Source organism: Cystobacter fuscus (genome assembly GCF_044360685.1).
GTDB lineage: Bacteria > Myxococcota > Myxococcia > Myxococcales > Myxococcaceae > Cystobacter > Cystobacter fuscus_C.
The window spans coordinates 8,782,787-8,807,385 of sequence record NZ_CP043491.1; the positions used below are offsets into that span (position 1 = coordinate 8,782,787).

Consider the following 24,599-nt stretch of genomic DNA (forward strand, 5'->3'; position numbering starts at 1 on the left):
AGGAGAACCTCCGCGCGTAGACCCAAACAGAGGCTCATCCGTTACAGCCTCCGCGCGCGCTGGATTCTCAGCACCTCTTCCTTCCCTCCCCGGACCTCCTCGCCATGACCCTGAAGACCCTCTCGCGCCCCGCCCTGGGGGCCGCGCTCGCCCTCTCCATGCTCGCCGCGCCCCTGGCCCTCGCCGGTGGCCCTCCCCCAGCCCCACCCGCCCAGGTCCAGCCCAAACCACAGACCCCCCCGCCTGCCGCGCCCCCGCAGAAAGAGGCCCAGCCCAAAATCGATCTGGTCTTCGTCCTGGACACCACGGGCTCCATGAGCGGGCTCATCGAGGGCGCCAAGCAGAAGATCTTCTCCATCGCGTCGCGGATCGCCCAGGGCAAGCCCACGCCTCGGGTGCGGGTGGGGATGGTGGCCTACCGGGACGTGGGCGACGAGTACGTCACCCGGTGGACGGATCTCACGGACGACCTGGATGGCGTCTTCACGCACCTGCGCCAGCTCCGGGCGGATGGCGGTGGCGACACCCCCGAGCACGTGGGACGGGGCCTGGGCGAGGCGGTGTCGAAGCTGTCGTGGGACCCGGGCCGCGAGACGATGAAGCTCATCTTCCTGGTGGGGGACGCGCCGCCCGCGCAGCGCGAGAAGCAATGGAACTTCCAGCACTGGGTGAAGAAGGCGGCGGAGCAGCACATCGTGGTGAACACGGTGCGCTGTGGAGGCGATCCCGAGACCCAGACGCAATGGAAGTACGCGGCGAAGACGACGGACGGGTTGTACGAATCCCTGGAGCAGTCCGGAGGCATGGCGGCGGTGGCGACGCCCTATGACGCGGAGCTGGCCCGGGTGAACGCGGAGCTGGCGCGCAAGACGATGTACGCGGGGAAGAAGGAAGCGCGCGAGGCGAACCAGGCCCGGGCCGGACAGATGGCGGAGCTGCCCGCGGAAGCCGCGGCCGAGCGCATCCAGTTCATGAAGACGACCCGGGGCCGGGGCAAGGGGGCCGCCGCCGCGGCGGTGAGCAGCGCGCCCGCGCCGGTGCAGGGCGCGGTGGACCTCACGGCGCAGCCCGAGGCCCTCGCCAGCGTGGCGGACGACGAGCTGCCCGGAGAGCTGCGCGCGCTGGACACCGCGGGCCGCACCGCCAAGGTCCAGCAGCTCGCCGAGGAGCGCAAGGCCCTGGAGGAGAAGGCCGCGAAGCTGGCGGCCGAGCGCGACTCCTGGCGCGCGAAGAACGTGGCCGAGAAGCAGGACGCCTTCGACGCCAACGTCATGAAGAGCGTGAAGGCCAAGGCCGCCGCGCACGGACTGAGCTACTGAGCCCTCCCCTCTTGCACGAACCAGCATGTTAACGCATCATCGTGCAAAACAACGCACGGACGCGGAGACACATGCGAACGACGAGCAAGGAGCACCTCCCTTCCCGCCGAGGAGGATGGCGGGAAATCCCCTGGGCTGGTTCATGCGGTATTGTGCCGGTTTCGGGGTCACGGTTTCCGCGGGGGGTGCGCCCATGAGGGTGTCTCCGCTCGAAGCCCCGGCGCGCGCCGAGCCCACCCCGGGCGAGGCCCGTGCCGCGGTGTCCACCGTCTTCTTCATCAATGGTTTCGTCTTCGCGAGCTGGGTGCCGCACATCCCCACGGTGCAGGGCCGGCTGGGGTTGAGCACGAGCCTGCTGGGACTGGCGCTGCTCGGGGTGGCGGCGGGGGCGCTGGTGGCCATGCCCGTGACGGGAGCGCTGGTGTCGCGCTGGGGCAGCCGCTTCGTCACGCTCGTGAGCGCCCTGCTGCTGTGCGCCCTGGTGGTGTTGCCCGTGCGCGCGCTCGACTTCCCGTCCCTGGTGCTGGCGCTGGTGGCGCTCGGGGCCGCCAATGGCTCCATGGACGTGGCGATGAACGCCCATGCCGTCGCCGTGGAGCGCCGGGTGGGAAAAACCATCATGTCCTCGTTCCATGGCCTGTTCAGCCTGGGGGGCCTGGCCGGCGCGGGGGGCTCCGTGCTGCTGCTCTCCCGGGGGATGACGCCCGAGACGCACATGCTGGGCGTGGCGGCGTTCGGGGGCACGGCGCTGCTCGCCTGCGCGCGCTTCCTGCTGCCCGCCTCGGCGGATGGGAGCGGCGCCACACATGCCTTCGCGCTGCCGCGGGGGCCGCTGCTCGTGCTGGGCGCGGCGGCCTTCGTGGTGATGATGGTGGAGGGGGCCATGGCGGACTGGAGCGCCGTCTACCTGCGCCAATCCCTGGCGGCCGAGGCGGGACTCGCGGGCGCGGGCTACGCGGGCTTCTCGCTGGCCATGGCCATGGGACGGCTGACGGGGGATCGGCTCGTCAGCGGCCTGGGCCCGAGGGTGCTGCTGGGCGCGGGAGCCCTGCTGGCCGCCGGGGGACTCGGGGCCGCGCTGCTCCTGCACCACCCGGTGGCGGCCATCGTGGGGTTCGGGTGCGTGGGGCTCGGCCTGTCCAACCTCGTGCCCGTGTTGTTCAGCGCGGCGGGCCGGGTGTCCGCCATTCCCGCCGCGGTGAGCATCGCGGCGGTGTCCACGACGGGCTACGGCGGCTTCCTCGTGGGCCCGCCACTCGTCGGACTGCTCGCCGACTGGACGCGCCTGCCCGTGGCCCTGGGGCTGCTCGTGGTGCTCCTCGGCCTCATCGCCGCGGGCGCGCACCGCGTGTTCCCGGACGGGGCCTGAAAACGAGAAGGGGGTGGGTCGTGGGACCCACCCCCTTCAGGGGACTACCTCGAGTGCTTCAGACTACTCCTGGTGGAGCACCTCGAGGGTCACGCCCTCGAAGCCGCCCTTCGCGCCGTACACCAGGATGTAGTAGTTGCCCGGGCGCACGTCGTTGAGGTTGCACGTCTCGTTGTTGTGGTCGTGCACGCCGCGGCAGTCGTACTCGAAGGTGTTGGGCGCCGAGCCGTGCTGCGCGTACAGGTCCACGTTGCCCGTGCCGCCGTGCAGGCGGATCTGCACGTGGTTGTTGCCACCGTTCTTGCGAGCGGGAACCGCGAGCTTGAAGATGCGCTCGGAGCCCGGCGTGCCGGAGAGGCCTTCCACCTTCTGGCGGTTCTCGATGTTGGTGTAGCCACCCTTCCAGGTCACCGTCAGCGTGGCGCCGGAGTAGGCGCTGTAGCCGTTGAGCATCACGTACCACTTGCCGTTGCTCGGCGCGGCGACGGTGCACGACTCGTTGTTGCCGGACTTGTAGGGACGGCAGTCGTACAGGCTGGTGGTGGGCGCGTTGGCGAAGCGCAGGTACAGGTCCGCGTCGCCCGTGCCACCGGCCAGGGTGACCTGGAGGTCATACGCGCCTTCGGGCACGTCGAAGTCGAAGTACTTCTTGGAGCCCTTGGCGCCCTCGACGTTGGCCGGCACGTTCTTCTCGATGGGCGACGTGGGCGGAGGAGGCACGGGCACGCCCACTCCCACGGCCTTCCAGGCGTTGGAGACGGAGGCGATGGTGGCCGCGTCATAGCCGAGCTGCTGCGCGGCCTGCTCGGTGGCGACCTTGGCCTGCTCGAAGCTGGTGCTGGCCGTCATGATGTCGGCGTTGGCCTTGTAGAAGATCTTCGCGGCCTTCTCGATGCCGATGCCCGTCACTTCCGTGGTCGTCTTGCCCGCGGGGTGCTTGCCACCCTGGCTCAGCAGGTAGAAGGCCAGGTTGGAGATGCCCGAGCTGTAGTGCACGTCCACGCCGGAGGAATAGTCCGGGTAGTAGTCCAGCGAGTCGCCATCCTGGGTGGGGTTGGCCATGTAGCGCAGGCCGTCGCCGGGGATGGACGGCGTCCACACGTCATCACCGACGATCCAGGTGGCGGCGCTGACGACCTTGCCGTCCCGGTACCACTCGCACACGGCGCCGAAGATGTCGGACCAGGACTCGTTGAGACCACCGGACTCGCCCGAGTAGATGAGGTCCGACTCGTACTCGGTCACGGCGTGGGTGAGCTCGTGCGCGGTGACGTCCAGCGAGTTGGCCAGGTTGCTGGCGTTGACGCCGTCACCATCGCCGTAGACCATCTGGGTGCCGTTCCAGAAGGCGTTCACGTACTTCACCTGGTGGTGCACGGTGCTGATGAGCGTGGCGCCCGCGTTGTTGATGGAGTCGCGGCCGAACAGCTCGCTGTAGCACTTGTAGACCGTGCCGAGGTGATCGTAGTTGGTGTTGACGACCGCGTCGGCCACGGGCGCCGCGCCCTCGATGCGCGTCAGGGTGCCCGGCAGGGTGCTCTTGGTCAGGCCGTCGTACATCTTGCGGTCCAGGGCCGTGTGCACGTGCGGGATGCGCTGGACGATGGAGCCATCCAGCGAGTTGACGAGCACCGAGTCGTCCACCGGCGTGCCGTCCGCCTGCGTCCCCGTCTGGCGGACCTCATAGACGAGCAGGAGCTTGTCGCCCGCGCGGTAGTAGAAGAGCTCCGGCTCGCCGGCGGCGGTGCGCGCGGACAGCGGGGCGTCACGGTCCTCGGCGGCCGCGACGGCGGCGGCCTCGGGGGCCACGATGGCCTTGTCCGGACCCGTCAGATCGCCACGCACGTTGGTGTTGGCGGCGATGATCTTCCCGGCGCGCGCGTGCAGGCGCAGCTCGCCCCCGTAGATGGCCCGCCCGTTGTAGCTGACCTGGTAGCGGTGGTGCTCATCACCCTGCGCATCCTTGTAGGAGCGCTTGAGCTGCAGGTTGTCCGGGCTGATGCGGAACTGGGGCGCGATGGTCGCCAGGGCCGGGGCGAGATCCGCGGCGAGCGAGGAGGCCGGGGCAGCGCCCAGATCGCCCACGATGAACCGGGCCACGCCCGCCTCATCCTTGTCCACGACGTTGTTGCCAAGCGCCGACGCCAAAGTCTTGACACCCTCGGCCTTGGACCCCTCCAGGCCGCTGCCTTCGGTGCACGCGCTCATCAACAACGACAGAGCGGTAACTCCAACGACTCCGCGAATGCTATGACTCACTGAACTGCCTCCGGTCACTGGAACAATTGGGGAACGGGCATTTCCAGTGAGCTGTGTATAACTGATTTTTACCAAATAGGGAACTTATTACGACAGTATCGTATCTTATCATTTATTGAGAATGGAGAATGTTGACCGTTCGGTCAGGAGGCAACGGAGCACACGGAAATCCGGGTCCCCCCCTTTGACTCGAAGTGCGCCTTTTGCTAGGCGCCGCGCCCATCGGCAAGGAGGAAGGGAGAGACCTCCGCGGTGTCTGTGTATGGCTTCGGCCGGGCACCAGGCGTGGAATCTTACAAGGGGAAGGAAGCCGCCTGGAGCAGGCCCGCATGACGCACCCGGCTGTCATTGAAAGCGGAAACCCTGCCATACGGAGAGTGGTGGTTCGTATGTTAATGTTTGTCCGCTCCACCCATCCCCACATGGCCATCACAGGAGGTCCTTCCCCTTGGTGACTCCCGACACGCTTCATCGCACGAGTTCCCGCCCGGGCACGCTCGCGCGCCTTCCCTGGCATTGCCTGCTGCGCTGCGCTCCGCTCCTGGGGGCGCTCGCCGCGTGTGGTCCGACGGACTCCGCCGCCCTCCGCGAGGAGCAAGGCATTGGCCAGACGGCCCGGGCGCTCGACTCCACGCTCCAGGCCTCGGCCGAAACCCCCGTGAGCACCACGACGCCTCCCTGGTCCGTGGACGCCCAACCCACGGTGGCCGCGGGCAATGGCGTCTACCTCGTCGTCTGGGAGATGGAGGGCCACGACACGCCAGATCTCCTCGCCGTGCGGGTGCGCGCCTCGGACGGCGCGCTGCTGGACGCCTCGCCCCTTCACCTCGCCACGGGCAGCCCGGTCTCCTACCTGCCCTCGGTGGCCTTCGACGGAGCCAACTTCCTGGTGACCTGGACGGACCTCACCTCGAGCCCGGCCATCGTGGGGGCGCGCGTGAGGGCCTCGGATGGCGCGCTGCTCGATACGGAGCCCCTGCGCATCAGTCCACCGGATTACCTGCCCCAGTACGCACAGACCGTGACGTTCGACGGGACGAACTACCTGGTGTTCTGGCATGGCTTCGCCTGGCTCGACCAGGGCATCGCGGACCACAGGCTCCAGGGCATCCGGATCCGTCCCTCGGACGGCACGCGCATCGAGTCCACCTCCTTCCACGTCACCGTGGACGAGCCCGCCTTCCATGCCGCCTCGCAGGAGGGCGCGACCCTGGTGGCGTGGGTCGACGGCGGGGTGAAGGCGGCGCGCGTCGACGCGGCGGGCCAGGTGCTCGACGCCACGCCCCTGTCGCTCTCCCCGGCGTCCGCGACCCAGGTCCGGGTCGCCGCGCGGCAGGGCGAGTTCCTCGTGCTGTGGAACGAGGGCACGTCCTTGAAGGCCCGGCGCGTGCGCGCCTCGGATGGGGCGCTGCTCGACGCCGCGGACATCCCCGTGGGCTCCGGCGCCGAGTTCCCCCTGGGCTCGGGTTGGAATGGAGCGTCCTTCCAGGCGACCTTCGATGGACAGGACTACCGGGTGCTCTGGCAGGCCACCCGCGACGGACAGCGCCAGCTGCGCACCACACGGGTGTCCACCTCGGGGACGCTCGAGGCAGGCGCGGAGGATTGGCTCGCCGCGTTCCATGAGGCCTCGCCCGGGGATTGGGTGGGCATCGCCGCCCAGGGCCCCGCCCGCTTCCTGGTGGCCTATGAGCAGTATGAGCCGGCGGTGGCGAAGAACCGCACCCGGTTCCGGCTCGTCAGCCCGAATGACTGCTCGCACGACGTGTCACCGCCGCTCGTCACCTGTCCCGCCACGCTCCGGCTGGAGTGCACCTACAGCGGCCAGACCGTCGTGGACTTCGACGTCCACGACAACTGCGACATCCAATTCGTGAACTACACGCCGCAATACTACGGCCGGCCGGGCACCTGGACCGCTTCGGTCGGCGCCGTCGATCTCGCCGGCAACCAGGCGAGCTGTGACACCGTGTGGACGGTCGTCGACACGCGACCGCCCCACCTGAGCCTCAACGGCCCCTCGAGCCTCACCCTGCCCTACGACACGCCCTACCAGGAGCCGGGTGCCACGGGTGACGACTCGTGCGATGGTCCCTACATGGACACCTGGTCCTGGCCAAGCCGGATCCGAGTCTCCGGCTCGGTCAACCCGCGGGTGCCGGGCACCTATCCCCTCACCTACCGCCTCACCGACGGCGCCGGCAACACGAGCACCGCCACCCGCACCGTCACGGTCCTCGCGCCGTAGCAGGGCCACCCCACGCGGGCGGCGGCGGGAGCGGACGTCCGCCCTCGCCGCCGCGGACTCACACCAGCGTGGCGAGCGCTTCGCGATCGAAGGCGGACAGCTCCGAGTCGCGGCCCTCGCGCACCTTGCGCACCCACTGCGCGTCCGAGATGAGCGCGCGGCCCACCGCCACCAGGTCGAACTCCTCCCGCTCCAGGCGCCGCAGCAGGTTGTCCAGCGACGCGGGCTGGGAGCCCTCGCCCTTCATGAGGGTCGAGATGAACTCGCCCGACAGCCCCACCGAGCCCACGGTGATGGTGGGCTTGCCGGTCAGCTTCTTCGCCCAGCCGGCGAAGTTGAGCTCCGAGCCCTCGAACTCCGGCTCCCAGAAGCGGCGCTGGGAGCAGTGGAGGATGTCCACGCCCGCGTCGACGAGCGGCGTGAGCCACGCCTCCATCTCCTTGGGCGTCTGGGCGAGCTTCACGCCGAAGTCCTGCTGCTTCCACTGGGACAGGCGCAGGATGAGGACGAAGTCCTCGCCCACCGCGGCGCGCATGGCCTTCACCACGTCGACGGCGAAGCGGGTGCGCTCGGCGAGCGTGGCGCCGCCATAGACGTCGGTGCGCTCGTTGGTGCCCGCCCAGAAGAACTGATCGATGAGGTAGCCGTGGGCGCCGTGGATTTCCGCCACGTCGAAGCCCAGCCGCTTCGCATCCGCGGCGGCCTTGCCGAAGGCGGCGATGGTGTCCGCGATGGCCGACTCCGTCATCGGCTCGGTGAAGCGCTTGCCGGGTGAGGACATGCCCGAGGGGCTATCCACCGGAGGCGGAGCAACCCACTTCGTCTGGGGGTTGCGCGCCGAGCCCACGTGCCAGAGCTGCGGGCCCATGCGCCCACCGGCGGCATGCACCTCGTCGATGACGCGCTTCCAGCCGGCCAGCGCCTGCTCCCCGTGGAAGTCCGGCACGTTGGGATCGTTCTTGGCCGAGGGCCGGGCCACGACGGTGCCCTCGGACAGGATGAGGCCCACCTCGCCCTCGGCGCGGCGGCGGTAGTAGGTGGCGACCTCGGGCGGCGGCACCCCGTTGGGCGAGAAGGACCGGGTCATGGGCGCCATGACGATGCGGTTCTTGAGATGAAGGGACTTGTAGGAGAAGGGTCGGAACAGAGCATCTGCGGCCACGGGAACGGACCTCCGGTTCAGCGGTGTTCGGGCGCGCCTTATAACGGCCTCCCCCTCCCCCCGCCGCCCCCTCTCCGTTTTGGCGGACGAAAATCCGCGCAACCGGCGGACGGCTCCTTCCGACAATCAGGAAGGATTTCCTTTCCGAACCGGTGTCCGCCATGAGCCACGCCTCCGCCGTCATCAACCTGGAAGAGTTCCGCAAGCGCCGTGAGAGCAAGCCCGCGTCCGCGCGGCCCATGCCTCCCGTGGGCTACTGGTCCCCGGTGTGGGTGTGGGTGATGGTCTGGCCCGCGTGAAGCTCAGCGCTCCTCGGGGGGCGGAATGAGCGAGAGGATGACGGCGAGCAGCTCGGAGCGCTCGATGGGCTTGGGCACGTGGGCCTTGAAGCCGGCGAGCAACGCCCGGGTGCGGTCCTCGGCGCGGGCATAGGCGGTGAGCGCCACGGCCGGGATGCGGCCGCCCTCGGACGCGGGCAAAGCGCGCACCTTGCGGATGAAGGCATGGCCATCCTCGCCCGGCATGCCGATGTCGGAGATGAGCAGGTGGGGCCGCGTCTGGAGGAGCGCGCGCAGGCCCTCGGCGGCCGAGCCCGCGGTCTCCACCCGCACGCGGCACGCCTCGAGCAGCGTGCGCAGGAACTCGCGCGTGTCCGCCTCGTCATCCACGAGCAGCACCCGCAGGCCCTCGAGCTGGGGCGGGCATGAGAGATCGGGCTCGTCCCGCGAGCCCGAGGAGGAGGAGGCACCGGGCTCCTTGCGCCGCACCACGGCCGTGGGCAGCCGCACCGTGAAGGTGGCGCCCCGGCCCTCGCCCTCGCTGAACGCGTCGATCGTGCCACCGTGGGCTTCCACCAGGTGCTTGACGATGGACAGGCCCAGGCCCAGGCCCCCGTACTTGCGCGCGACACTGCCTTCCGCCTGGCGGAAGCGCTCGAAGACGTGCGGCAGGAAGTCCACCGGAATGCCCTTGCCGGAGTCCGCGACGACAATCTCCACCGAGGAGTCGCGCCGCTCCACCAGCACCTGGACGCGGCCCCCCTTGGGGGTGAACTTCACCGCGTTGGACAGCAGGTTCCACACCACCTGCTGCAACCGGGTGGGATCTCCCATGACGGTCGCGATGGAGTCGAGCACGGGCTGCAAGAGGATGCCCTTGGCCGCCGCGGCCGGTCGGATGGACTCGAGCGAGGCTTCCACCACCGCGCAGAGATCGACGGACTCGACCTCCAGGACCAGCTTGCCGGACATGATGCGGCTGATGTCCAGCAGATCCTCCACGAGCTGGGACTGGGCGTGGGCGTTGCGCTCCACCGTCTCCAGCGCGCGCATGCGCCGCTCCTCGGGGAGCTGACCCGAGCGGAGGATCTGCACCCAGCCCAGGATGGCGGTGAGGGGCGTGCGCAGCTCGTGTGACACCGTGGCGAGGAAGTCGTCCTTGAGCCGGTTGGCCTTCTCGGCCTCGGTGCGCGCGGCCTGCTCGCGCTCCAGCAGGGCCACGCGCTCGGCCTCCAGTTGCTTGCGCTCGGTGATGTCCAGCACCGTGCCCGTGAAGCGCACGGGCCGTTGCTGGCCGTCGAAGAACGTCCGGCCCCGCGCGTCCAGCCAGCGCTCGGCCCCATCGCTCGCGCGCACGGTGCGGTACTCGGTGTGGAACGCCCCACCGCCCTGGAAGTCCATGGAGCGCTGGACGACCTGGTCCACCCGCTCCCGGTCCTCCGGATGAAGGAGGGAGAGGAAGGAGGGGTAGTCCACCGGGGCGTCGGGCGGCAGGCCGAAGAGCTGCTTGCAGCGGGCATCCCAGATGAGAGTCCCCGTGCGGGGGTCCAGGTCCCAGGTGCCCAGCTGCGTGGCCTCGACCGCGATGCGCGCGCGCTCCTGGGCCTTCTGGGTCTCCAGGGCCAGGCGCTCGTTCTCCAGGGCGCCGCTGGTGTACTGCGCCAGTTGAACGATCAGGGCCTCGTCATCGGCCGAGAAGTCGCCGCCGTCCAGCTTGTCCGACAGCTGGATGAGGCCCAGGTTCTTCCCGTCACGTCCCACCAGGGGCACCGCGAGCCAGCCGCGCATGGGCGGATGTTCGTGGTGATGGGCGCCCAAGCCACGCCAGCGCGGATGGGCTTCCAGCTCCGCCCGGGTCATGCGGACGGGCTGGTTGCGCTCGCACACCCAGGCGTAGAGGTCACTGCCCTCCGGCTTCGCGGCGTACTCGCGCCAGGGCTCGTACTTCTCCGAGAGCGAGACCTCGGAGAGGGCCTGGGCCCGGTTCTGGTCCTCGGTGAGGAACACCACCGCCTGGTGCGACTCGACGAGCGCCCGGGCATGCAGGGCGAGGGCACGCAGCATCCCCTCGCGCGACGAGGCGCCGTGGATGGCCGCGGCGGCCTCCGCCAGGCCGAGGATCTGCCGCTCCCGGAGCTGCTCGAACCTGCGGGCGCGCGCGCTCTCGGCCTCGGCCTCGCGTTGGGCGGTCACGTCCTGCATGGCGCCCACCATGCGCAGGGGCCTGCCCCGCTCATCCCGGGCCAGATAGCCGCGATCCACGATCTCGGCAGGGCTGCCGTCGGCGCGCAGGAAACGGTACTCGCACACCCAGCGCTCGGCGCTCGCCGAGGCGATGAAGGCATGGATGTCGCGATCCACGCGCTCGCGGTCCTCCGGATGGATGTGCTCGAGCCACCACGCGCCGCTCGCGCCCACCTCCTCGGGCGCGTAGCCGAACAGGGTCCGCACGCCCTCGTTCCAGGCGATCGAGTCGGTCATCAGGTCCCAATCCCAGATGGCCTCCTGGGTGGCGCGCGAGGCGAGTTCGTAGCGCTCCTCGGAGCGCTTCAGGGCCGCTTCCAGGCGCTTCTTCTCGTTCACGTTCCGGAAGAAGACGATGATGCCGCCCGCCTCCTCGGGATAGGCCGTCACCTCGGTCCAGAGATCCAGGGGCGCGTAGTACTCCTCGAACGCCACCGGGACGCGCTCGCGCATCACCCGGTGGTACTGGGTCCAGTACTGCAAGGAGGGATCCCGGGTGAGCGGGAAGACATCCCAGAAGACGCGTCCCAGGGACTGCTCGCGCGGCATCTGGCCCAAGCGCTCCTGGGTGCGGTTGACGCGGACCATCCGCCACTCGGCGTCCAGGATGAAGAAGGCATCCCCGTTCTCCACCGCGTCGAGCGTCAGCCGTCCCTCATGAAGGCGCAGCCGCTGGCTGGCCGTATAGCTGGACACCGCCTCGGCCACCGCCAGGCTCAGGCTCTGGTTGATGATGCGCTCCTCGTCCAGCGAGGGCACCAGACCGGCCTCTTCGAAGAGATCATCGAGGATCTCCCGCAGCTCGCCATACTCCCGGACCACCGCCTCGAGATCGAAGCCGATCCGCAGGCGCTGCAGGCCGTGCCGCGCCCCCTGGTTCTTCACCGGACTGGACGAGTCGTAGTCGCGCGCCCGCTCATGGTGTCCCTCGCGCAGATTGCGGCAGAGGGCCGTGAGGAACTCGGGCATGTGGTCTTCCAGCTCGGAGCGGCTGTGGGTCTCCGTGGCATGGAAGCACGCGACATGGCCGATCCAGCGGCGCATGATCTCCTCGCGCCGGGCATCCACCAGCCCGGCGAGACGGCTCTCGCCGGACGCCTCTTCTCGCGGCCCGTGAAGCTTGGCCCCCTCAGCCGGGGCCGGGCCACGGCACTCCCCTTGAGAGCGGCCGCCCACGCGTCACGTCACGCTCACGCCTGGATACCGGCCCGGCGTGTTCACAGGCTTGATGACACGTGGATTGCCACCGAGCGAGGGGGTCTCCCCCGGACCCTCGTCCGGCTGCATCACCGGAGGAGCGTGGTGGGGGTGCTCTTCCTCCTCCGCCCCCGCGTCCCGGGAGGGGGGTGTAGGAGTCAGGGGAATATGCAGGACGTCCTTGTCGCTCATGGCTGTTCCTCCCACAGGTAGGTATCTCAACAATGAGGACGTGCCCGGCGGAAGACACCCGGCCCCTGGATGCCCGCCTGCCTGGGTGACCGCCTGCCCTTCATGAAGGCTATGGTGCCGGCATGAACGCCCAGCAACTCCTCACGCGGCTCCAGGACACCTCGCCCGACGGGCCCCTGGACCGCCTCGCCGCGCTCGTGGTGGAGCACGAGCTGACCCAGCCGCTCACCACCCTGCTTCCGCCCTCCCTGCTGGCCCGCGCGCTCACCCAGGCCCTCGAGGGCGCCTCGGCCTCGCCCACCGCGGAGCGCGAGCTGGCCTCGGCCCTCCAGCACCTCCAGCAGCAGCTCACCCAGGACCAGCGCACCGTGCGCGAGGCCCTGCCGCCCGAGCTGGCCAAGGCGGGGGTGGAGCTGGCCTCGCGCCGCTACTCCCCGGACCGGACGCTGGTGCTCGCGCTGTTGGATCGCCCGCCGGTGCGCACGCTGGTGGGGGCGCTGCTGCTCAACGTGCTCATCGAGTTCAGCCGCAAGGTGAGCGCGCCCGTGACGGAGAACCGCATCGCCAAGGGCTTCACCGGCCTGGCGCGCCTCGCGGCCGAGCAGGCGCGCAACAGCGGGGCCCTGGGCGGCATCGCCGGGGCGTTGTCGGACGAAATCGAGCGGCAGGTGGAGAAGCGCGCCCGCGACTTCGTCGACTCGGCCCTCTCGGGCATCTTCCAACAGGTGGCCGACGCGCTGAGCAACCCCACCCGCCACGCGGAACACGCCGAGCTGCGCGTGGCGCTGCTCGATGGGGTGCTCGGCCTGCCCCTGTCGCGGCTGGGACGCGAGCTGGGCCAGGTGGACGTGCCCGGCGGCACGGCCGTGGCGCGCAAGGGGATTGCCCAATGGCTCGCCTCGGGGCGGGCCCTGCCGGAGCTCGAGGCGTTCATCACCCGGGCGATGGAGCGGGACGGCCAGCGGCCGGTGCGCGAGGTGCTGGGCGCGCTCGGCGTACTGGAAACCTTCCAGACGATGGGCCGGGAGTCGGTGCGCGGAAGGTTGGGGCCCCTCGTGGGCTCGGCGCCCTTCGCCCAGTGGCTGCAAGAGGTGATGCGTGAGCCCTGAGCCCAGAGCCCATCCGGGAGCGAACGGTTCGCCGCAAGCCCCGGTGGAGGCGGTAAGGTACGCCGTGATGAACACGCGCACCGCTCCCCCGTCCCTCCTGCGGCCCGAGGACCTGTGGTCCCAGACGCTCGAAGCGACCCGGCATGGACTGGCCACCGGAGCCCTGCAACCCATCGCCACCGAGTGCCGCACCCTGAACCACCGGGGCGTGCCCTTCCAGGTGCGCATGCTCGGACGGGCGCACCTCAAGGACGAGCGCGCCAGGCGCGAGCCGCCTCGCGCCACGCCCTTCAACCCCTTCGAGAACCCGGATCCAAACCTCGTGGTGGGCGGGCTGACGCCCACGCACGTGTGTCTGCTCAACAAGTTCAACGTCGTCGAGCACCACCTGCTCATCGTGACGCGCGTCTTCGAGGAGCAGGAGTCCTGGCTCACGGCCGCGGACTTCGAGGCGCTCGCGCTGTGCATGAGCGGGCTGGACGGGCTGGCCTTCTACAACTCCGGCGAGGCGGCGGGCGCGAGCCAGCGGCACAAGCACCTGCAGCTCATCCCCCCGCTGGGACCCGACGGCCTGCGCGTCCCCATGGAGACGTGGCTGTCCGCGCCCCTGGCGCGCGGCGTGGTGACGACGGTGCCCGACCTGGGCTTCGGCCATGTGGCGACGGGGCTCGGGTCCTGGGAGGGCGTGCCCGCGAAAGATGGGACGCGCATGCTCGAGGCCTACCAGGCCCTCATGGCCGCGGCGGCGATGGGCACCACGCCGCTGCCGCCCTACAACCTGCTGGCCACGCGCGACTGGATGCTGCTCGTGCCCCGCGCGTGCGCCGAGTCCCAGGGCATCAACGTCAACGCCATGGGCTTTGGCGGCTCGCTGCTCGTCAAGACGGAGCAGCAGCGCCAGCAGCTCGAGGAGCAGGGGCCCATGGAGCTGCTGCGCCAGGTGACCCGGCCCGTCGTGCTCGGGTGAGGCTCAAGCCGCCGTCAGGATGCGGTGGCGGTAGAGCTCCAGCAGGATGTCCTCGTGCAGGTCCGCCTGCTTCTCCTGGCGCAGCCGCTCGCGCACCTTCTCGACGGGCTCGAGGCCGGTGAACTCCACGAGGAGCGCATAGGCCATGCCGGGCAGCGCCACGGCGTCGTACTCGCTGTAGGCCCCGAGCGCGACGCTGCCGTCCGCGAGCCACTTCACCGTGGCCTCGGGGTTGAGCTTGAGCACCTTGGGCAGCTCGGGCGTGACGGCGTCCCGGTGGCTCTTCTCCAGCACCTTGAGCTCGATGACACCATCGAGCCCCAGCAGCTTGTCCACCTGCTCGGGCGTGAGCGCGCGTACGAGGTCGTAGCAAGCCCGGTAGAAGTCCGCCTCGCGGCCCTCCCACTTGCCCCACAGCGCGGTGTAGTCCTTGGCGGGCACGGGCCGCTCGTCCAGGTCCTCCACGCTCGGCGAGTCCGTCAGCTCCGGCTTGTCGCGGCCCGCGAGGATGTACTCGGGCAGCAACTGGAGCACGGCGTAGCGCGACAGTTGGATCTCCGCGAGCGTCAGGTACGTCTTGAGCGTCATCCAGAACTTGCGCCCGTCCGCGCCCGCCACGTACTTGCAGAAGAACGTGGAGCAGACGGCCTCGCGATAGGGCCAGATGGTGCAGCCGCCCTGCTGCTCCTCGTAGTAGGGGCAGCGCATGGAGGCGGCGCGGCCGAAGAACTGGCGCGAGTTGCGATAGAGCAGGTTGTAGCGCGCGGAGGCCTTCACCCACTGGGGCGTCACGCCCAGGCGGGTGCCCATCTTCTCCTCCATGCGCCGCCGGCCCTCGGCCAGCTCGGCGCGCCCGTCCGAGAGCAGCGCCCCGACGAGGAAGTTGGGCAGGCGGGGGTAGTAGGTGCAGCACTTGGTGTCCGGCCGGAACAGGCGGCTCACCCCGTCCACGGACTCCACCGTGCCCGAGGCCGACGAGGGACACATGGCGCACGAGTCACACGTGGCCTTGGTCTCCACCGGAACGCCCTTCTGGAAGAAGTCCGGAAGGAGATCCCGGTAGAGGACCGGCAGGCTGTCGAGCATGGGGCGCATGAAGGGCAACTCCTCGGGGGGGGAACAGGGGGGCTCAGGCGAAGACGCGGATGAGGATGAGCACCATCACCGTGAGCATGGACAGCATGCCGAAGCCGAAGCCGATCGAGCGCCAGGGCTGCATGGACTTGAGGTAGGCGATGGAGTGGACCACGCGCGCGGCGGTGAAGACGATGAGGGCCCCCTTCAGGGCGACCGACGGAGCGCCGAGCAACACCGCCACGAGGCCGAGGATGAGGAAGGCGGGGATGTTCTCCAGATCGTTGCGGTGGGCCCGGAGCACGCGCGCCACGTCGGGGGGTTCCGTCTCGGTCAACTGGGCGCCGAAGCGGGCCGCGTCCTCGGGGTTGGTGGACACCTTGAGCCGCGAGCGCACCACACCGGTGTAGATCCCCACGGCGATCATCTTGATGACCAGGATGACGGCACACAACGCGTAGAGCCGCAAGCCCGGCAGAGCGATCAGCAAGGTAGGCGAGACGTTGTAAGGCAGGTCGTTCATCGGGCCTCCTCTACCAGCCGCGTCCGCGTTTGGACAGCCGGGAGGGCCATACGCCGGGTGGCTTGACGACGGACCCCGGCTTGTCCAAGTTGCCGCCCCTCATGCCTGTCCTGAGTGGAGCAGTCACCTTCTCGCGCTTCCGGTCCACACCGGCCGGAGACCCCCCATCCGATACGAAACGCTGGCTGTCCAAGGGCCTGAAGTCCGGGCACTTCGAGCCCATCGACTTGAAGAAGACCGAGGACGAGCGGGCCGCGGGCTTCGTCGAGCTGGAGAACTCCGATGGAACGGACTTCTCCACGGGCAGCGTGCTCTATGGCGAGTACGCGCTGTTCGGCTACCGCGTGGACACCGTGAAGGTGCCCACGCCGGTGCTCAAGGCGGAGCTGAGCAAGTGGGAGAAGGCCTTCGAGAAGGAGAACGGCCGGGCCCCCACCCGCGGCGAGAAGAGCGAGAACCGCGCCTCCATCAAGCACATGCTGCGCCAGCGCGCCGTGCCCTTCACCAAGGTGCATGACGTGAGCTGGAACCTGAAGACGAACCAGGTGCAGCTCTGGGCCTCCTCGCGCAAGACGGTGGAGGAGATCCTCCTGGCCATCGAGGAGGCCTTCGACGTGAAGCTCCAGCCGCTCGTGCCCGTGTCGCTCGCGGCCGAGGCCGGCATCTCCGACGAGAACCTGGTCCCCACCCCGGAGCTCATCGGCATGGAGATTTCCCAGAGTGAGATCGAGAGCAGCGAGGTGAGCCATGGCGACGCGTGAGCAGGCACGAATCGAAGCGGCGTTCATGAGAGGTGACACGGGCGTCGACGGCGGAGCCACCGAGGAGGAGACGCGGGACGAGGCCCAGGTCGAGCGCGACAAGGCCCGGGAACAGCTCCTGCGGGGCCGGGCCTACCTCGGCCGCGAGTTCCTCACGTGGCTCTTGTGGCGCTCGGAGTCGGGCGGCGCGCTCGTGGACTTCGAGGGCACGGGGCTGGAGGTGCTCTACACGGGCCGCTGCACGCTGCGCGGCGTCAACGGGGACGTGACGGAGATGATGGCCAAGGGCACGCTCGCGCCCTACTCCGAGAACGTGCGCCACTCGCTGGACCGCGGGCTGCTCGTGCACCAGGCCCGGCTGCGCTTCACCCACGGCGAGAAGGTGTACGAGGTGACGCTGGACGCGGAGTTCCTCGACATCCGCGCGGCGAAGCTGCCGGAGCTCATGACGGAGGAGGAGGATGATCAGCTCCTCGAGCGGCTCTACCTCACCGAGCAGCTCTCCGGCATGGTGGACGCGCTGGTGGTGGCCTTCCTCCAGGTGCGCGCCAGCCGCAACTGGAGCAAGAAGGTCGTCCCGGAGATGAAGAGCTGGATGAAGGGCGAGTCCGAAGCGCCCAAGGCCACCAAGGTGCAACTGGCCCGCGCCGCGCGCGGCTGAGGCCCGTGGGTGCTTGCCCCGTGACGACGCCCGGCCCCGCCCGCCTCACCTTCTTCTGCGAGCTGGAGGCCGGGCCGCTCACGGCGCTCTTCGCCACCCCGTCCGTCCTCGAGCACCTCCAGGCCCTGCGCGCCAGCGTGAGCCTCGGGGTGCTCGACCTGGGCCCCGAGCGCGCCGAGGTGGTGCGGCGGTTGAACGCGGCGGGCGTGCCCGTCATCGCCTGGCAGCTTCTGCCCAAGGACCAGGGCTACTGGTTCCACCAGGGCAACGCGGCCCAGGCCGCCGGGCGCTACGCGGACTTCCGCGCCTGGACGCTCACCGAGGGCCTCGTCTGGGACGGCGTGGGCCTGGACATCGAGCCGGACATCCGCGACCTGCGGCGCGCGTTGGACAGCCGCTGGCGCCTGCTGCCGACGCTCCTGCCCCGGCTCGCGCGGGGAGGGCTGCTGCGCGAGGCCCGGGCGAGCTACCACGCGCTGATGGAGCGCATCCGGAGAGACGGCTACCGGGTGGACAGCTACCAGTTGCCCTTCATCGTGGACGATCGCCAGGCGCGCTCCACGCTGCTGCAGCGGCTCACCGGGGTGCTCGACGTGGCCGCCGACCGCGAGGTGTTGATGCTCTACACGAGCTTCGTGCGCCCCCACGGCCCGGGGCTCCTGGAGAGCTATGGCCCCCAGGCGCGCGCCGTGGGCGTGGGCGTCACCGGGGGCGGCGTGGACGTGCCGGGCCTCATCGAGGTGCCGCCGCTGGACTGGGAGGAATTCTCGCGGGACTTGCGCCTGGCGCGGCGGTGGACGGAGGACGTGCACGTCTTCAGCCTGGAGGGCTGCGTGCGCCAGGACTTCCTCGCCCGGCTGCGGGACTTCGACTGGACGGAGCAGGCGCGACAGGAGCCAGCGCCCCGGCGGCGCGTGGCCACGGCGCGCCGGGTGGCGGGCGGTCTACTGAGGGCCAGTGCCTGGTTCCCGGGGTGAGGGGCCGAAGTCGCCGAGGACGACCCGGGCGCGGCCGTCCATGGGCAACGCGTGCTCCTCCACCGTGGGAAAGCCCTGCTCGCGCGCCAGGTCCGCCAGGTAGCGCCGCCAGGGGTTGTAGGGCATGCCGTTGTCCGAGCAGCACGGCACCACGGCGAAGGGCAGCCGGTGCTTCGCCGCGTACTCGATGATGATGCGCGTGGCGCCGTCCGGGTGCATGCCCACGAGCAGGTCGCACTCACACGGCTCGTCGAGCGTGAACATCCGCTGCTCGTAGCGCACGGGCAGGTGCTTGTGCCGCGAGTCGAACGTGGTGACGGTGCGGCCCAGCCGCGTCAGGGCCTCGTTCAGACGGCCCTGCCCTCCGGCGATGTCGAAGACGCGCGGGGCGGCGAAGCGCTCGACGAGGAACTGGGCGAAGAGATCGAAGCGGCGCTTGTCGGCCATGCGGTGTGCCTGACCCTGGTCACGACCAGGACAGTTCGTAGTCCGTATCGTAGGGGCCCAGCGGGCGGGCACGCACCGTCACGTCCCTGGCACCCACGGACTCGAGCGATGCGACCAGCGCGCCCTCGTTGAACGGGCGAGGCACCAGATCCCGCTTGTAGGAGAGCACGCCGTGCGACTGGCCCGTGCGCTTCATCTGATCGATGCCCGTGTTGTCCCCCAGCACCGCGTGCGTGGTGGAGGGCATGTTGTTGAGCAGCCGAAGGGGATCGTTGCGCGCCAGCAGCACCAGCACCTTTCCGGCGCTCGAGGCATAGAAGGCCTTGGAGGCCTGGTAGCCCATCTCCCACATGGCCGCCGAGAAGTCCCCGTACTTCTCGCTCATGCGCCGCGCCGCGGGGTAGGCCATCTTCAGCCAGGTGCTCAGGGGGTAGTTGAAGAACTCCAGGAAGCGCTGCTCACCGCCCAGCGCGAGGCACTGGTGCAGCAACTCCTCGTCTCCAAACTGGCGCAGCAGATCCAGCAGACTGTTCATGAAGATGCCGCGCGCCACGTCCCCTGGTCCCGTGAGGGCCAGACGCGCCTGCAACTCCTCTTCCGAGCCGAGCATCAACGGGACACCAGTATCGGATTCGCTACCCATGGGGAACACCCCTTCGTCCAACAGATGGGTCCACTCTCCGCGCGGAGCGCTTCCTGAGCGTACTCCTGGCCATCCGCGGGAAGTATCAACTCATCCGGAGCCAGAGAGGAAGACAATGGCCCCCGGGTGCACGGCCCCGCACGGGAGGTGACATCCTTCGAGAGGGAAGAATCGTGTCACCCACCGAGCGAGGTGGAGGACATCACGCCGCGGCCGATGGCGAGGATGCCCCCGACGATGAGCAGCAGGGCGCCGCCCACGGCGATGAGCGGCAGGAGGAAGCCGGGCTGGGGGCGCTTGCGGTTGATGACGAGCAGGACGTGGGCCAGCACGGCCGCCAGCAGCATGAGCGTCAGGTGGCCCCAGAGCATGGGACGGAAGGGCCAGCCGGCGCCCAGCAGCACGAGGCCCAGGAGGATCTGCGTGTCGAGCAGGCCAGCGAAGCTGGAGCCGAGGATGCGCACCTTCTTGTCCACGGGACGCTTCGTGGCGAACCCGTAGACGAAGTAGGCGAGGGCGACGAGCCCCAGGAGGAGGACCAGGTAGCGCAGGCCGGAGTGGGCCTTGAAGAGCAGAGTGAGCATGGCGCCGCCTTCCTAATGCCCCCTGGCCCAAGAGGCGAGTCTTTAGGTGGGATCCGGCTTGGGCGTGCTGGCGGTGCTGGGCGGAAGCTCCGGGGGCGTGAGCAGCTCGGGCCCGGGCAGCTCGCCGGTGAGGCTCTTGAGGAAGGCGACGATGTCGTCCACCTCGGAGTCGCTCAGGGTCATGCCGAGCTGGTGCTTGCCCATGAGGCGCACCGCGGTGGCCAGTTCCTTGACGGAGCCGTCATGGAACCAGGGGCCCGTCTTCTCCACGTTGCGCAGGGTGGGCACGCGGAACTTGTGCAGGTCCTCCTCGCTGTTCGTCACGTCGAAGCGGCCCTTGTCCTCGGTGGGGTAGTCCTCGATGAGGCCGAGCTTCTGGAAGGAGGTGCCGCCCACGGAGGGGCCGTTGTGGCACGTGGTGCAGCCGGAGCTGGCGAAGAGGTTGAGCCCGCGCCGCTCCTGCTCGCTCAGGGCCTGCTCGTCGCCGGCGAGGTACTTGTCGAAGCGCGCGGTGGTGAGCAGCTCGCGCTCGAAGGCGGCGATGGAGCGCGCGGCGTTGGTGACGCTCACCGGCTTCTTGTCCCCCGGGAAGGCCGTCTTGAAGGCCTTCACGTACTGGGGGATGGAGTTGAGCGTGGCCAGCACGTGCTTCTCGTTGGGCATGGCCATCTCCGCCGGGTTCATCATCGGCCCCGCGGCCTGCTCCTCCAGGGTGGCGGCGCGGCCGTCCCAGAACTGGGCGACATGGCCGGCGGCGTGGAAGACGGTGGGCGAGTTGCGGCTGCCCTTCTGGCCCTTGTGTCCCTCGGACGTGGCCTTGCCGTCCACGCCGAACGAGGCCAGGTCATGGCAGGTGTTGCAGGAGATGTCGTGGTTCTTCGACAGGCGGGGCTCGAAGAAGAGCATGCGCCCCAGGGCGATGCGCTCCGGGGTGTCCTTCTTCGCCACGGCGGCCTGGGAGGCCGAGGGGCGGAAGAAGGAGACGAGCTTCGCGTAGGCCATCTGCGGCGGAGGCTCCGCAGCCGCGGCGGGGGCAGCGGGCTCGGCCGGAGCCGCGGCGGTGGGAGCCGGCGCGGCCTGGGGCGCGGGGGCCTCCTTGCTGCAAGAAGTGGAGAGGGCACCCAGGGACATCAGTCCCATGCCCAGCCAGAGCCGATTGCGCTTCATCTACCAACCTCCCATCAGGAACAGCACCACGGGAACTCTCCTACCATTACCCGGCCCTCCTTGGGGATGGCCCCGCCCATCGGGCGACAGGGCCAGGGTGAAGCGCATCCTTGCCGGAAGCCCTGCCCCGTCCACCCGGAGGGCAGGCTCCCGGACAGGCCCCATGGCCGCGCCCCTCCCCACTCCGCCGGGCTGGAAGAAGAACCGATCCACCGCCCACGACAGCGTCAACCCGGTGGCCATCCCCAGCACGTCCCAGGTGAGATCCTTCCAGGAGAAGATGCTCCCCCGGCCCGCGTCGAAGAACTCCTTGGCCACCCCCACGCCGAGCGCCAGCCCCGCGCCCGAGAGCCAGCGGGCCTCGGGCGCCGCGAAGAGGAGCGCCCCTCCCGCGTAGCCCGCTCCCGCCAGCCCCGCGCTCAGCACGAAGTGCGCCGCCTTGTCCGAGGACAACCAGGGATCCACCTTGAGGGACTCGTCCCACTGACTCCAGGCGGGAAGGGGCGCCAACAGCAACACGGACAGCAACAGGGGCAGCACGGCGGGTCGGCTCACGAGCAGGCACATTCGCGCCATGACACCATCGCGCCTCACCCCGCGCCAGCCTGGGGAGGGAGGAAGGGCCGCGGTTTTCGAGACGAGCGGGGAACTTGCCTCTATGATCGGGCGCCGTGACCCGACCTGGCACCTCGCTCTTCGATCTGCGTACGCCCTCGCCCCGTCATCCCGGGCTCGACGCGGCCCGCGGCCTGGCCGTGGTGGCCATGGTGCTCGGGCACACGCTGGACGCCCTGCTCTCCCCCGAGATGCGCGCCCACCCGTGGGTCCAACAGTACTGGACGCTGCGGGGCGTCACCGCGCCCCTGTTCCTGCTGGTGGCGGGCTTCGCGGTGGTGGCGGCGCTCGGCACCTCCCGGGAGCGCGCGGGCCAGACGATGGGCCGCCGGCTGCGGCGGGCGCTGCTGCTGCTCTTCCTCGGCTACTTCCTGCACTGGCCGGGTTGGGGCACCGTGCACTGGCTGGGCTGGGGCGAGGAGTTGCGCGCGCTCCTCTTCTCCTTCGATGCGCTGCAGTGCATCGGCGTGAGCCTGGGGGTGGGCGCCATCGTGCTCGCCCTCGCGCGCGGCACCTGGACCCGGGCCCTCGCCCTGGCCGTGCTGGCGGTGGGCATTCCGCTGGCGAGCACCTGGGCCTGGGGCGCCGCCGTGCCGGGACCCATCGAACTGCGGCAGGCGGTGGGCATGCCGGGCTCGCGCTTCCCGCTCTTTCCCTGGGCGGGCTTCTTCTTCGCCGGAGCGCTCGTCGCCCACCTGTCGCGAGCGCTGCGGCCGGGGTGGCCCCAGGGACTGGCGCTGGGCGCGCTGGGCGCGGGACTGCTGGCGCTGACCTCGCGCCTGACCGCGGACTGGAGCCCCACCAGCGCGTGGCTCGTGGCCTTCCGCGTGGGCGAGGGCCTGCTGGTGCTCGGCGCCATCAACCTGCTGCCCCAGCTGCTCACCCGGCCCCTGGCGCCGCTGGGCCGCGCCTCCCTGTGGCTCTACGTGCTGCACCTGCCCGTGGTGTACGGCTGGGCCGGCACGGCGGGACTCGCCGGCCGCGTGGGCCCCACGCTGGGTCTGCCGGCCGCGCTGCTCGTGGGCGTCACCCTGCTCGCGGTGTGTTACGGAATTGCGTGGTTGGGCCAACGCCTGGGCCGCTCCGGCCGCAAAACCCCGGATTCCTCGGCGTGGCGCGCGCGGCCCCTGCCCGTCGAGGGCGGGGCACGTTCCTGAGTCACCTTGAATTTGCCTCCGCGTCACGCGCGGGTTAGATGCAGCCGCCACGGTTGCCTCTGAACCGAGCGAGGACGCATGCACCTGATGAACAAGCTGTCCGCCCTGGCCCTGTTGAGCGTGGGAGCCACGATGCTGCCGGGCTGCGCGGGCGTGGCGTTCGTGGGCCGCCCCGTCATCGGGACCACGTCGCTCTACGCGTCCACGTCGGCGCGCGAGTTCATCAACGAGCAGACGCGCCTGGGCAGCAAGAGCGCCGAGGGCTGCGTGACGTCCATCCTGGGCATCGTCACCACCGGAGACGCCACCGCCTCGGACGCGGCCCGCAAGGCCAACATCACCCGCATCACCCACGTGGACCACAAGTTCGAGAACATCCTCGGCCTCTACGCGAAGTACTGCGTGACGGTGTTCGGCGACTAGCCGCCTGCCCGGCTGGCTGGAGTGCGAGCCCCCCCATGGGTTCCCTCGCCGCCCAGGAGACTGCTAGTTTCACGCTCGCTTCCGGCGTCCCCCACCTCGCTCCGACAGGAGTTCCCGGCCGCGAAGCTCAGTGAGAGCAGACTCCATGACCTTCAAGACCCTCGTTCGTCCTCTCCTCGTCGTCACCGCCACCGCCGGGGCCACCGCCTTCGCGCAGCCGGCGAAGCCCACCGTGGAGGCTCTGACCTCCGCCGCCCAGAACGTCATCATCAACCGCGCGCAGCTCACCGCGTTCAAGGCGCTGCCCAGCCGGTTCGAGGACGCGAAGAACCCCATCACCGCGGAGAAGGTGGAGCTGGGCCGGATGCTGTACTTCGACACCCGCCTGTCGAAGAACCAGCAGCTCTCGTGCAACAGCTGCCACGACCTGAACCGCTTCGGAGTGGACGGCAAGTCCTTCTCCTCCGGCCACAAGGGCCAGCTGGGCGGACGCAACTCGCCCACGGTGTACAACTCCGGTGCCCACCTCACCCAGTTCTGGGACGGCCGCGCCGCCACGCTGGAGGATCAGGCCAAGGGCCCCATCCTCAACCCCGTGGAAATGGCGATGCCCAGCGCCGAGCACGTCGTCGAGACGCTCAAGTCCATTCCCGGCTACGTCACCGCCTTCCAGAAGACCTTCCCCGGAGAGGCCGATCCGGTGACGTACGACAACCTGGCCAAGGCCATTGGCGCCTTCGAGCGGCAGCTCGTCACGCCCTCGCGCTTCGACAAGTACCTCGCCGGGGACGAGCAGGCGCTCACCCACGCGGAGAAGGCCGGCCTCAAGACGTTCATGGACCAGGGCTGCCAGCAGTGCCACTACGGCCCCGCCCTGGGCGGCTCGCTGGTGAAGCTCGGCGTCATCATCCCCTACCCCACCAAGGATCAGGGCCGCTACGACGTGACGAAGCGCGAGACGGACCGCATGGTCTTCCGCGTGCCCACCCTGCGCAACGTGTCGCGCACGGCGCCCTACTTCCACGACGGCTCCATCTCCGAGTTGCAGACGGCCGTGAAGCTCATGGCCCAGCACCAGCTCGGCAAGCAGCTCTCCGAGACCGAGACCCGGAACATCGTGGCCTTCCTCGACGCGCTCACCGGCGAGCTGCCCGCCAGCTACATCGCCAAGCCGTCGCTGCCCGCCAGCGGCCCCAAGACGCCGCGGCCGGACCCCACGTGAG

At 69.8% G+C, this 24,599-nt stretch carries 23 protein-coding genes; 12 read left to right on the forward strand and 11 right to left on the reverse strand.

Annotated features, from left to right (window positions below; translation table 11 throughout):
* The first annotated feature begins 104 nt into the window (after nucleotides 1–104).
* Both F0U63_RS35925 and F0U63_RS35930 read left to right on the forward strand, forming a co-directional pair.
* Nucleotides 105–1,319, forward strand: coding sequence for a VWA domain-containing protein (locus tag F0U63_RS35925; protein WP_395837187.1), 1,215 nt, complete (start codon nucleotides 105–107; stop codon nucleotides 1,317–1,319).
* A 193-nt stretch (nucleotides 1,320–1,512) separates the two neighbouring features.
* Nucleotides 1,513–2,688 (forward strand): MFS transporter, encoded by a 1,176-nt coding sequence (locus F0U63_RS35930; protein WP_395837189.1) that lies wholly within the window; start codon nucleotides 1,513–1,515, stop codon nucleotides 2,686–2,688.
* 63 nt (nucleotides 2,689–2,751) lie between these two features.
* Here the strand turns inward: F0U63_RS35930 and F0U63_RS35935 are convergent, their stop codons facing one another.
* Nucleotides 2,752–4,896, reverse strand: a complete 2,145-nt coding sequence (locus F0U63_RS35935) for a M4 family metallopeptidase (RefSeq protein ID WP_395837191.1) — start codon at nucleotides 4,894–4,896, stop codon at nucleotides 2,752–2,754.
* Nucleotides 4,897–5,398: 502 nt separating this feature from the next.
* Between F0U63_RS35935 and F0U63_RS35940 the strand changes: the two genes are divergently transcribed.
* Nucleotides 5,399–7,195 (forward strand): DUF5011 domain-containing protein, encoded by a 1,797-nt coding sequence (locus tag F0U63_RS35940; protein WP_395848479.1) that lies wholly within the window; start codon nucleotides 5,399–5,401, stop codon nucleotides 7,193–7,195.
* Nucleotides 7,196–7,253: 58 nt separating this feature from the next.
* Here F0U63_RS35940 and F0U63_RS35945 read toward each other — a convergent pair whose 3' ends face one another.
* Nucleotides 7,254–8,357: an NADH:flavin oxidoreductase gene (locus tag F0U63_RS35945; protein WP_395837193.1), complete on the reverse strand. Its 1,104-nt coding sequence runs from the start codon at nucleotides 8,355–8,357 to the stop codon at nucleotides 7,254–7,256.
* Between the two features lie 161 nt (nucleotides 8,358–8,518).
* Here F0U63_RS35945 and F0U63_RS35950 point away from each other — a divergent pair, with 161 nt between their 5' ends.
* Nucleotides 8,519–8,656 (forward strand): hypothetical protein, encoded by a 138-nt coding sequence (locus tag F0U63_RS35950; RefSeq protein ID WP_395837195.1) that lies wholly within the window; start codon nucleotides 8,519–8,521, stop codon nucleotides 8,654–8,656.
* 3 nt (nucleotides 8,657–8,659) lie between these two features.
* Here F0U63_RS35950 and F0U63_RS35955 read toward each other — a convergent pair whose 3' ends face one another.
* Both F0U63_RS35955 and F0U63_RS35960 read right to left on the reverse strand, forming a co-directional pair.
* The gene (locus tag F0U63_RS35955) at nucleotides 8,660–12,055 is read right to left on the reverse strand and encodes a PAS domain-containing protein (RefSeq protein ID WP_395837197.1); all 3,396 of its coding nucleotides are present in this window, start codon (nucleotides 12,053–12,055) and stop codon (nucleotides 8,660–8,662) included.
* A 3-nt stretch (nucleotides 12,056–12,058) separates the two neighbouring features.
* Nucleotides 12,059–12,268, reverse strand: coding sequence for a hypothetical protein (locus tag F0U63_RS35960; protein ID WP_395837199.1), 210 nt, complete (start codon nucleotides 12,266–12,268; stop codon nucleotides 12,059–12,061).
* Between the two features lie 122 nt (nucleotides 12,269–12,390).
* Between F0U63_RS35960 and F0U63_RS35965 the strand changes: the two genes are divergently transcribed.
* Together F0U63_RS35965 and F0U63_RS35970 are read left to right on the forward strand one after the other, a co-directional pair.
* Nucleotides 12,391–13,377, forward strand: coding sequence for a hypothetical protein (locus F0U63_RS35965; protein ID WP_395837201.1), 987 nt, complete (start codon nucleotides 12,391–12,393; stop codon nucleotides 13,375–13,377).
* Between the two features lie 67 nt (nucleotides 13,378–13,444).
* Entirely contained in the window at nucleotides 13,445–14,344 is a 900-nt protein-coding gene (locus F0U63_RS35970; protein ID WP_395848480.1) for an ATP adenylyltransferase, read from the forward strand.
* A 3-nt stretch (nucleotides 14,345–14,347) separates the two neighbouring features.
* Here the strand turns inward: F0U63_RS35970 and F0U63_RS35975 are convergent, their stop codons facing one another.
* Both F0U63_RS35975 and F0U63_RS35980 read right to left on the reverse strand, forming a co-directional pair.
* Nucleotides 14,348–15,439: a hypothetical protein gene (locus tag F0U63_RS35975; protein ID WP_395837203.1), complete on the reverse strand. Its 1,092-nt coding sequence runs from the start codon at nucleotides 15,437–15,439 to the stop codon at nucleotides 14,348–14,350.
* Between the two features lie 34 nt (nucleotides 15,440–15,473).
* Complete coding sequence (locus tag F0U63_RS35980; protein WP_395837205.1) at nucleotides 15,474–15,941, reverse strand: MAPEG family protein; 468 nt, start codon at nucleotides 15,939–15,941, stop codon at nucleotides 15,474–15,476.
* A gap of 101 nt (nucleotides 15,942–16,042) precedes the next feature.
* Here F0U63_RS35980 and rdgC point away from each other — a divergent pair, with 101 nt between their 5' ends.
* From rdgC to F0U63_RS35995, 3 genes are read left to right on the forward strand one after another with little or no spacing between them, the layout of a single operon-like run.
* Complete coding sequence (rdgC, locus tag F0U63_RS35985) at nucleotides 16,043–16,702, forward strand: recombination-associated protein RdgC (protein WP_395837207.1); 660 nt, start codon at nucleotides 16,043–16,045, stop codon at nucleotides 16,700–16,702.
* Entirely contained in the window at nucleotides 16,689–17,363 is a 675-nt protein-coding gene (locus F0U63_RS35990; protein WP_002624833.1) for a hypothetical protein, read from the forward strand. Before rdgC ends, F0U63_RS35990 begins: the two co-directional genes overlap by 14 nt.
* A 20-nt stretch (nucleotides 17,364–17,383) precedes the next feature.
* Complete coding sequence (locus tag F0U63_RS35995; protein WP_395837210.1) at nucleotides 17,384–18,340, forward strand: hypothetical protein; 957 nt, start codon at nucleotides 17,384–17,386, stop codon at nucleotides 18,338–18,340.
* On the opposite strand, the gene F0U63_RS36000 is transcribed toward F0U63_RS35995, so the two are convergent.
* From F0U63_RS36000 to F0U63_RS36020, 5 genes are all read right to left on the reverse strand, one after another.
* A complete protein-coding gene (locus F0U63_RS36000) occupies nucleotides 18,308–18,787 on the reverse strand; it encodes a hypothetical protein (RefSeq protein ID WP_395837212.1) in 480 nt (159 codons plus the stop codon). The genes F0U63_RS35995 and F0U63_RS36000 overlap by 33 nt on opposite strands.
* A gap of 19 nt (nucleotides 18,788–18,806) precedes the next feature.
* Complete coding sequence (locus tag F0U63_RS36005; protein ID WP_395837214.1) at nucleotides 18,807–19,430, reverse strand: TIGR02265 family protein; 624 nt, start codon at nucleotides 19,428–19,430, stop codon at nucleotides 18,807–18,809.
* A gap of 176 nt (nucleotides 19,431–19,606) precedes the next feature.
* On the reverse strand, nucleotides 19,607–20,014 hold the full coding sequence (locus F0U63_RS36010; protein WP_395837216.1) for a hypothetical protein: 408 nt from the start codon (nucleotides 20,012–20,014) through the stop codon (nucleotides 19,607–19,609).
* A gap of 42 nt (nucleotides 20,015–20,056) precedes the next feature.
* Nucleotides 20,057–21,181, reverse strand: a complete 1,125-nt coding sequence (locus tag F0U63_RS36015) for a cytochrome-c peroxidase (RefSeq protein WP_395837218.1) — start codon at nucleotides 21,179–21,181, stop codon at nucleotides 20,057–20,059.
* On the reverse strand, nucleotides 21,182–21,736 hold the full coding sequence (locus F0U63_RS36020) for a hypothetical protein (protein WP_395837220.1): 555 nt from the start codon (nucleotides 21,734–21,736) through the stop codon (nucleotides 21,182–21,184).
* Nucleotides 21,737–21,852: 116 nt separating this feature from the next.
* On the opposite strand from F0U63_RS36020, the gene F0U63_RS36025 reads away from it, so the two are divergent.
* The 3 genes from F0U63_RS36025 to F0U63_RS36035 all read left to right on the forward strand — a co-directional run bounded on the left by F0U63_RS36025 (nucleotide 21,853) and on the right by F0U63_RS36035 (nucleotide 24,598).
* Nucleotides 21,853–22,953: an acyltransferase family protein gene (locus F0U63_RS36025; RefSeq protein ID WP_395837222.1), complete on the forward strand. Its 1,101-nt coding sequence runs from the start codon at nucleotides 21,853–21,855 to the stop codon at nucleotides 22,951–22,953.
* An 87-nt stretch (nucleotides 22,954–23,040) separates the two neighbouring features.
* Entirely contained in the window at nucleotides 23,041–23,376 is a 336-nt protein-coding gene (locus F0U63_RS36030; protein WP_395837224.1) for a TRL-like family protein, read from the forward strand.
* A gap of 145 nt (nucleotides 23,377–23,521) precedes the next feature.
* On the forward strand, nucleotides 23,522–24,598 hold the full coding sequence (locus tag F0U63_RS36035; protein ID WP_395837226.1) for a cytochrome-c peroxidase: 1,077 nt from the start codon (nucleotides 23,522–23,524) through the stop codon (nucleotides 24,596–24,598).
* Nucleotide 24,599: the final 1 nt, after the last annotated feature.